The sequence below is a fragment of the Streptococcus danieliae genome, assembly GCF_013415245.1.
Classification (GTDB): Bacteria; Bacillota; Bacilli; order Lactobacillales; family Streptococcaceae; genus Streptococcus; species Streptococcus danieliae_A.
In genome coordinates, this window is record NZ_JACBXX010000126.1 from 1 (window position 1) to 8735 (window position 8735).

At 45.6% G+C, this 8735-nt stretch carries 10 protein-coding genes; 6 read left to right on the forward strand and 4 right to left on the reverse strand.

What is annotated here, in order from left to right; all coding sequences use genetic code 11:
- Both HZY94_RS05605 and HZY94_RS05610 read right to left on the reverse strand, forming a co-directional pair.
- Window positions 1-281: transposase (locus HZY94_RS05605; RefSeq protein ID WP_179925367.1), on the reverse strand; the 281-nt coding region annotated here is incomplete at its 3' end.
- 173 nt (window positions 282-454) lie between these two features.
- Complete coding sequence (locus HZY94_RS05610; RefSeq protein WP_179925368.1) at window positions 455-751, reverse strand: bacteriocin immunity protein; 297 nt, start codon at window positions 749-751, stop codon at window positions 455-457.
- Window positions 752-851: 100 nt separating this feature from the next.
- On the opposite strand from HZY94_RS05610, the gene HZY94_RS05615 reads away from it, so the two are divergent.
- The 6 genes from HZY94_RS05615 (at window position 852) to HZY94_RS05640 (ending at window position 7281) form a co-directional block, all read left to right on the forward strand.
- A complete protein-coding gene (locus HZY94_RS05615) occupies window positions 852-1442 on the forward strand; it encodes a hypothetical protein (protein WP_179925369.1) in 591 nt (196 codons plus the stop codon).
- 195 nt (window positions 1443-1637) lie between these two features.
- Window positions 1638-2420, forward strand: a complete 783-nt coding sequence (gene rpsB / locus HZY94_RS05620) for a 30S ribosomal protein S2 (protein WP_160332783.1) — start codon at window positions 1638-1640, stop codon at window positions 2418-2420.
- A 67-nt stretch (window positions 2421-2487) separates the two neighbouring features.
- Entirely contained in the window at window positions 2488-3531 is a 1044-nt protein-coding gene (gene tsf, locus HZY94_RS05625; protein WP_160332784.1) for a translation elongation factor Ts, read from the forward strand.
- Window positions 3532-3862: 331 nt separating this feature from the next.
- Window positions 3863-4318, forward strand: coding sequence for a CtsR family transcriptional regulator (locus tag HZY94_RS05630; protein ID WP_179925370.1), 456 nt, complete (start codon window positions 3863-3865; stop codon window positions 4316-4318).
- Between the two features lie 2 nt (window positions 4319-4320).
- Entirely contained in the window at window positions 4321-6759 is a 2439-nt protein-coding gene (locus tag HZY94_RS05635; RefSeq protein ID WP_179925371.1) for an ATP-dependent Clp protease ATP-binding subunit, read from the forward strand.
- A gap of 15 nt (window positions 6760-6774) precedes the next feature.
- Window positions 6775-7281: a GNAT family N-acetyltransferase gene (locus HZY94_RS05640; protein WP_179925372.1), complete on the forward strand. Its 507-nt coding sequence runs from the start codon at window positions 6775-6777 to the stop codon at window positions 7279-7281.
- Between the two features lie 68 nt (window positions 7282-7349).
- Here HZY94_RS05640 and HZY94_RS05645 read toward each other — a convergent pair whose 3' ends face one another.
- Both HZY94_RS05645 and HZY94_RS05650 read right to left on the reverse strand, forming a co-directional pair.
- On the reverse strand, window positions 7350-7916 hold the full coding sequence (locus HZY94_RS05645) for a cysteine hydrolase (protein WP_218925724.1): 567 nt from the start codon (window positions 7914-7916) through the stop codon (window positions 7350-7352).
- Between the two features lie 7 nt (window positions 7917-7923).
- Window positions 7924-8735: IS30 family transposase (locus HZY94_RS05650; RefSeq protein WP_179925373.1), on the reverse strand; the 812-nt coding region annotated here is incomplete at its 5' end.

Below are 8735 nucleotides of genomic sequence, written 5' to 3' on the forward strand. Positions count from 1 at the left end.
AGACGGACACTGTGAGTTTCAAAGCCACAGATTTGCCGTAATTGACTGTTCATTCGCAATTGGCGTAACAATTGCTGGTCAGTCTCTAATTGAAGAATCAATTTAGCAATATAGGCGATGAAGTAAGATTGGATAGAATAGTCCCGACGACCATATTTCCGCTTTGCTTCTAACTGCTTGAACAAGTCCGTTTCAGGTAGGGCATCTAATACCATCAAAATTTTTTCTAAATCACCAAATTCCTGATCTTCAAAGAGATTGAGTTGTGTTATAATTTTCATAGTGAGACCTCGTTAATAGAGATTTTTACACTAACTATTATAGCGCTTTGACGTTGTATTGAGGCTCACAAAAGGGAAAAATCGCTACTTTACCGTGGCGATTTTTCTTTTTGCAGTTCAGTAATCCCCCGTCAGAACTGAGGTTCGAAGCAACGGGAATGATTCTTTGGCTCTTATTTTAAATGGGTCAGCGACTGGGCCAGCATCTGCAAAAAGGTTCCTTTTCCGCGTTGCTGATGGGGCGATTTGGCAATTGAGTGGGCCAGCTCGAGCACTTGTCGGGGAGTCCGGAATTGGTGGGTCAGTAAATACAGGGACAAGTTCTGGCTGAGTTGACTCTTCCAAGTTAGCTCAGCCATATTTGTAGACTCCCTAGCCTTTAAAAAGATGTTTTGTAATTCCTCGTTTTCCGCAAGCTCGCCGCTGTCTAAGAGTTGCTCGATTGCTTTTTGTAAATCTTCTTTTGTCATCCTCCTTCTATTTTATCATTTATTTTTATCTTTGGATATTCCTTGCCCTTGCATTTGATAATTAGTATACTAGTTCTAGGATGGAAAGGAGAGGTAGATTATGAAACGAAAATTCCTTGTTTTGGCGCTGGCCAGTTTGGCTTTGGTTGCTTGTGGGCAGAAGCAGGAAAAAGAAACAAAGGCTTCGTCCAGTCAAAAGCAGGCGGTGTCTTCTAGCAAAAAGGCTGTTTCCTCTAAGCAGACAGCAAGTTCTGAGAAAGCCCGTTCGAGTGCAGAGCAGGTAGCGGAGTCTGAGCTTGCTTCCTCGCAAGCGGATGCGGTCAGTCAAGAAATGGCTAGCTCTTCAAGTCAGGCGGAAGCATCAGCTGTTCCAGAAGCGACGAGTGGAGCAGAAATGTCGGTTATTGAGGGGACTTGGTCCAGTCCCAAGGGTGGCTCCTTTACGGTGGCTACTGGTACTTTGACCAAGGGAGAGTCCACGTTTACTGTGAAACAACTGAAGGAGAATGCGTTTACCCTTGCGGAGGTCATGGCGAGTCCGCCGGTTTACATTTATGTTCCAGCGGGGCAGGTTCTATCAACGGGGGCTAAGAATTATGAATCGGATGAGTCACGGGATCGAATCTTTATCCTGCCACAATATGATGCCCCGCAAGAGGCGATGGAAGCTTATATTTACTATCGGAATTAGTTCAAGCGCTTTTGAGTTGATTTTTCGCCCAGAACCAAAGTTCCCACTTGTCATTTTTTAAAAAATCCCTTATAATGTAAGAGTTGCTGTGCAACAAATACTCATTTTGAATGAATTGTGGGAGGGGTTGCCTTCGGGTCGTCCTGCAAGTTGAAATTCAAAAGAGGCAGAAAACATTTTAAAGGAGAAATACTCATGGCAGTAATTTCAATGAAACAACTTCTTGAGGCTGGTGTACACTTCGGTCACCAAACTCGTCGCTGGAATCCTAAGATGGCTAAGTACATCTTCACAGAGCGTAACGGAATCCACGTAATTGACTTGCAACAAACTGTTAAATTTGCAGACCAAGCATACGACTTCATGCGTGATGCAGCTGCAGAAGATGCAATCATCTTGTTTGTTGGTACTAAAAAGCAAGCTGCTGACGCTGTTAAAGAAGAAGCAGAACGTGCTGGTCAATACTACATCAACCACCGTTGGTTGGGTGGAACCCTTACAAACTGGGAAACTATCCAAAAACGTGTTGCTCGTTTGAAAGAAATCAAACGTATGGAAGAAGAAGGAATCTTCGACGTTCTTCCTAAAAAAGAAGTTGCACTTTTGAACAAACAACGTGCACGTCTTGAGAAATTCTTGGGTGGTATCGAAGATATGCCACGCATTCCTGACGTAATGTACGTCGTTGACCCACACAAAGAGCAAATCGCTGTGAAAGAAGCTAAAAAATTGGGAATCCCAGTTGTAGCGATGGTCGACACAAACACTGATCCAGATGATATCGATGTTATCATCCCTGCAAACGATGACGCTATCCGCGCTGTTAAATTGATCACTGCGAAAATGGCTGACGCTGTTATCGAAGGTCGTCAAGGTGAAGATAACGTTGCTTCTGTTGAAGCTGAAATGGCAGCAGCTGCTGGTCAAGCAGATTCAATCGAAGAAATCGTTGAAGTTGTTGAAGGATCAAACGAATAATCTTGTAACCCCAAAGGGCAGTGACCTCCGTCCTGTCCTTTTTTAAAAAATTTTGGAGGAAGCTCAAATGGCCAATATTACAGCCGCTCTTGTTAAAGAACTACGTGAAAAATCTGGTGCTGGTGTCATGGATGCCAAAAAAGCCTTGGTTGAAGTAGAAGGAGACATCGAAAAAGCGATTGAACTCCTTCGCGAAAAAGGTATGGCGAAAGCAGCTAAAAAAGCTGACCGTGTTGCTGCAGAAGGTTTGACAGGTGTTTACGTAAACGGAAACGTTGCTGCAGTTGTTGAAGTGAACGCAGAAACAGACTTCGTTGCGAAAAATGAACAATTTGTAAACTTGGTAAACGAAACTGCTAAGGTAATTGCAGAAGGTCAACCAGCAGATAACGAAGCAGCACTTGCTTTGGTAATGCCTTCAGGTGAAACGCTTGAAGCAGCATACGTAAACGCAACTGCAACTATCGGAGAAAAAATCTCTTTCCGTCGCTTCGCTTTGTTGGAAAAAACAGATGCTCAAGCATTTGGTGCTTACCAACATAACGGCGGCCGTATCGGTGTTATCTCTGTTATCGAAGGTGGCGACGAAGCATTGGCAAAACAAATCTCTATGCACATCGCTGCGATGAAACCAACTGTTCTTTCTTACAAAGAGTTGGATGAGCAATTCGTGAAAGATGAGTTGGCACAATTGAACCATGCAATCGAGCAAGACAACGAAAGCCGTGCAATGGTTAACAAACCAGCTCTTCCATTCTTGAAGTATGGATCTAAATCACAATTGTCTGACGAAGTGATTGCTCAAGCAGAAGCAGATATCAAAGCAGAATTGGCTGCTGAAGGTAAACCAGAAAAAATCTGGGACAAAATCGTACCAGGTAAAATGGACCGCTTCATGCTTGACAACACTAAAGTTGACCAAGCTTACACACTTCTTGCACAAGTCTACATCATGGACGACAGCAAAACAGTTGAAGCTTACCTAGATTCTGTGAACGCATCTGTTGTTGCCTTCGCACGTTTCGAAGTTGGAGACGGAATCGAAAAAGCTTCAAACGACTTTGAATCAGAAGTTGCTGCAACAATGGCTGCGGCTCTTGGTCAAGACTAATATTCCATTTACAAACTCTGTTTGGAGATATGGAAATGATAAGGTGGGGACTTGTTTCCCTGCCTTTTTCATTTGGCGCCTACTCTTTAAAGATCATTGTCAGCCGTAGTGGTGGGACGCGTTTCTTATAGCCCCTTTCCTCGCTTTCGAATTTCTTGGCTCGGGTTAAAAAGGTTCCCCGAACCTTTTTAATCCTTTAATTCTGGTGAGAATTAGGATATAATAAAAGTCAAAGATAGTCAGATTTCATTTTTTGGTTTCTTTTACGAATAAGTACTTTGGGAGACCAAGTGACGAAGATGGAATGCTCAGCAAATTAGAAAGGACTTCCATGGTAGCAAGAAATACCTCCGATAATATTGAAGAACATATCAAGCAGCTCTTGGAGCAGATGGATATGGCGGTGCTCAAGCGGAGTGAGCTAGCGGAACTCTTTCAAGTGGTCCCTAGCCAGATTAACTATGTGATTAAGACCCGTTTTACAGAAAGCAAGGGCTACCTTGTCGAGAGTAAGCGTGGGGGCGGTGGCTATATCCGGATTGCGCGCATTTCTTACTCCAACCACCACCAGATGTTATTGGAGCTCCAGGAAAAGTTGGCTTCCCAAGTAAGCGAGCAAGTTTATGAAGATCTTTTGTGGCTCCTCGTTGAAGAAGGACTTTTGGCCAGACGTGAGGCGACCTGGTTGCTGGCCGTTGCTCTAGATAGTGTCCTTGGCCCAGAGGGTCCTCATTTGCGGACTCAGATGATGCGCCAATTATTGAAAGAAATTGACAGAAGAGGATAAGAATGAAGTATTCAAATGCACTAATTGAGACTCTCGAAGTATCTCATGCCTTTGCCAATAATTATGGCCGAGACCACTTAGAGACCTGGCACCTATTGACCGGATTTTTGGTCAACCCTTATAGTATCGTCGGTTCCGTCTTTAAGGATTCACCAATTAATCTGGATCTTTTGGAAGAAAAAGTAGAGGAGGTTATCGGTTATCCCTATCGGAAATCGAAGAACCTAAAGATCTTTCCCTTTTCACCACTCATGGAAAAAGTCTTTGAGCGGGGGGAGGCGCTGGCACAGCACTTAGGAGAGGATGAGCTGGGGACGGAGCATATTTTCCTTGTCCTTTTAAAAGAAAGAGAATCCTTGGCAACCCAACTCCTCTATGCTTCTGGCTTTGATCCGGAGAATAAAGTGGAGTCTAAAAAACTGCAGGAATTGCGCAAGGATGTCGAAGAGCGGGCTGGTTGGTCCAAGGAGGAAATCAAGGCTATTCGGCAGTTTTTCCGTGGTAGCCGGCCAAGCTCCCAGCAGATGGCCAACATGATGGGCATGCCACCGAGCCAAAGTGGTGGTCTCGAGGATTATAGTCGTGATTTGACTGCTGCGGCTCGTGCGGGCCTTTTGGAGCCTGTTGTTGGGCGGGAGGAAGAAATCGATCGGATGGTTCACATCCTCAGCCGCAAGACTAAAAATAACCCCGTGCTGGTAGGGGATTCTGGGGTCGGTAAGACGGCCCTAGCTCTGGGACTGGCCCAGCGGATTGTCGAGGGTCAGGTACCGGTTGCCTTGCAAGATATGCGGGTGATGGAGCTGGATTTGATGAATGTCATTGCCGGCACGCGCTTCCGTGGCGATTTTGAGGAGCGGATGAACAATATCATTGAGGATATTGAAAAAGAAGGCAATATCATCCTCTTTATTGATGAACTCCACACCATCATCGGCTCCGGTAGCGGGATTGATTCCACCCTGGATGCTGCCAATATCCTCAAACCAGCCTTGGCGCGTGGTAGCCTGCGGACGGTTGGGGCGACCACCCAGGAGGAATACCAGAAGCATATTGAAAAAGACGCGGCCTTGGTTCGCCGCTTTGCCAAGGTGACCATTGAAGAGCCCAAGGAAGCAGATACCCTGGCGATTTTAGAGGGACTCCGGCCGCGTTATGAAGAGCATCACCAGGTTTCCATCGAGGATGAGGCCTTGCAAACGGCTGTCCAAACAGCCAAGCGGTATTTGACCGCTAAACGTCTGCCAGACTCTGCCATTGATCTCTTGGATGAGGCAGCCGCAACTGTCCAGAACCGTAGCTTGACCAGTTCTGAATATGACAGTAATGGCTTGACTGCGCTAGATCGGGCTTTGATGAAGGAAGAGTTTAGCAAGGCCCGCAAGTTGGTCAAAGAGGCTCAGAAGCCGGTGGTGTTCCAGCATCGGGTGACGGCTGAGGATGTTTTGGAGACCTTGAGTCGTTTGTCGGGGATTCCGGTGCAGAAGCTGTCCCATTCGGAGTCTAAGAAATACTTGAATTTGGAGGCGGAGCTCCACAAGCGGGTGATTGGCCAGGACCAGGCTGTTTCAGCCATCAGTCGGGCGATTCGTCGCAATCGTTCCGGTCTACAGACTGGCAAGCGGCCGATTGGTTCTTTCCTCTTCTTGGGGCCAACTGGGGTCGGGAAAACAGAATTGGCTAAGGCCTTGGCTGAGCTGCTCTTTGATGATGAAGAGGCTTTGATCCGTTTTGATATGAGTGAGTATATGGAGAAGTTTGCGGCTAGCCGTTTAAACGGAGCCCCTCCAGGTTATGTGGGTTATGAAGAAGGTGGTGAGTTGACCGAGAAGGTCCGGAATCGTCCGTATTCGGTACTTCTCTTTGACGAGGTGGAGAAGGCCCACCCGGATATCTTTAACCTGCTCTTGCAGGTTCTTGACGATGGGGTTCTGACAGATAGCCGGGGGCGCAAGGTGGATTTCTCCAATACCTTGATTATCATGACTTCCAATTTGGGTGCCACGGCTCTCCGCGATGATAAGGTCGTCGGTTTTGGCGCAGGGGACCTGCGCTTTGATCCTAAAAATATGGAGCAACGGATGTTTGAGGAATTGAAAAAGACCTACCGTCCGGAATTCTTGAATCGGATTGATGAAAAGGTTGTCTTCCATAGCCTCACGGCCGAGCAAATGCAGGAGATTGTCAAGGTGATGGTCAAACCGATGATTGCAGCCTTGAAGACCAAGGATGTAACCTTGAAGTTCCAACCGAGCGCTTTGAAGCTCTTGGCGCAAAAGGGTTACGATCCGGAAAATGGGGCTCGGCCACTCCGCCGCACCCTGCAAAGCTTGGTGGAAGATCCGCTATCAGAATACCTCTTGGCTGGCGACTTGCCACCGGGCTCGACTTTGAAAATTGGGGTCAAGGCTGGCCAGTTGAAAATGGATATTCAGGCTTAGTGAGGGGGTATTGCTATGATTCGACCAGTCAGTTTGGAGGAGGCTCAGCTGCTCCAAGACCTCAGCCGCCTTACCTACCGGGCTACCTTTCAGGGGACAACGTCTGAGGAAAATCTCCAGGAGCACCTGGATACCGCCTATGACTTGGCTCGTTTGGAGACAGAATTAGGGGATCCTCAAGTCGCTTATTACTTCTACCAAGAAGGGGAGCAGATCCTCGGCTACCTTCGTCTCAATGAAGGCCAGGCCCAAACAGAGTCTATCCATGAAAACAGTTTGGAAATTGAACGGATTTACATTCATCCTGACCACAAGGGACGGGGACTGGGGCAAGAGTTGATGAACTTTGCCTTGGACCAGGCCCGCAAACGGGGTAAAACCGCTATCTGGCTAGGAGTTTGGGAGCACAACGCCCCAGCCCTGGGCTTTTATCAGAAAAATGGCTTCCGGCAGGTCGGCCAACACGACTTTGTAATGGGAGATGATGTCCAAACAGACCTCCTTTATCTGAAGGAAATCTAGCTGGAGACAATGATGCAAAAAAAGACAAGATTGGCGCATGTCCACATCTTGTCTTTTTCTTTCAAATCTTAGAGTAGTTCCAAGACCTCTTGGGTTGTTAGAACTTGATTGGCAATGTAGCCAAAGTTGGTTAGGGCTGCTTGATAGGCTTCTTGTCCAGGAGCCCCAACGGCATCGGTGACCACAACCACTTTAAAACCTTGTTCAATCAATTCCCGCATATGGCTGTCAACACAGAGGTTGGCATTCATACCTGCTAGAATGACCGTATCAATTCCATTTTTGCGAAGTTGGAGATTCAAATCATTGGATTCGGGACCAAAAATTTTATGGCCATGAGTGACAATGGTATCCTGGTCAAAATGCTCTTTGAGTTCCTCAATCATGTCTGCCCCAGAACCTTCCTCTGCAGGAGCATATTGGCTACTACGCCAGAACATTTCGTTGTCAATCATCATGGTTTCACCAGCAGCTTTGAATTGCCAGTTATGGTCATGTGGGTAGAAATAATGAGGCGAAATGAAGCGTTTGTAGCCACGCTCCTTAGCAACTTTAAAGAGTTGCGTGAGGTGGTCAATGGTTTGCACACTTTCCAGAATTTCTTGAGTAGCTCCAAACCCTTTGCTAAATTTCAAGTTGAAATTAGCCACCACTAAGAAATTCCTTTGGTGACTTGTAGTCCAAACATTTTTTAGGATAATTGTTTATCCAATTTTCAATAAAAGCGACTTCTTTGGGAGTTGTTTCTTTGGTCCCTTTTGGTAACCACCTGCGTATGAGTCTGTTATGATTTTCATTCGTTCCTCTTTCCCAAGATGAATAGGGATGTGCGTAGTAGATATGTTCTTCTGGGAACACTGCGGACAATTGATTGAACTCACCACCGTTATCTGCTGTAATAGATAGAATTTGGTGCTCTTTTAAAATTTGCTTTAGGGCCTGATTTACAGATTGAGCGGTTTTATCTGGAATTAGTCTTATGATTTGATGACGACTTCTCCGATCCGTCATTACCAATAGGCATTTGTTCTTTGCTTTACTCAAGACAACTGTATCAATCTCGTAGTTACCATTCTCTAATCGAAGATTAATTTCTTTAGGTCTCTCTTCAATTGATCTCCCAGCGGGTTTGAAATTTGGACTAGCTTGTTTCCCAATAGTTTTTCTTCTTCTAGGATAAAGCATATCTTTCCTAGTTAATCCAAGGTGGCCATTGTGAATCCAATAGTAAATTGTGGTAACACCTACCTCAATGTTTTTTGCCTTAACCATCATTTCAGGCGAATAGTTTTCATGATGGTAGTGAAGAATTTTGTCCTTCATTTTCTTAGTAAGAATCAGTTTTTTAACAGATCGTTTACGATTTTTCTCGTAATTAGCTTGAGCGACATCGGCTGAATAGACATATTTAAAGAGTCCTTTTCTCACTTGTTGTAAGACTTGCCCTCGCTTGA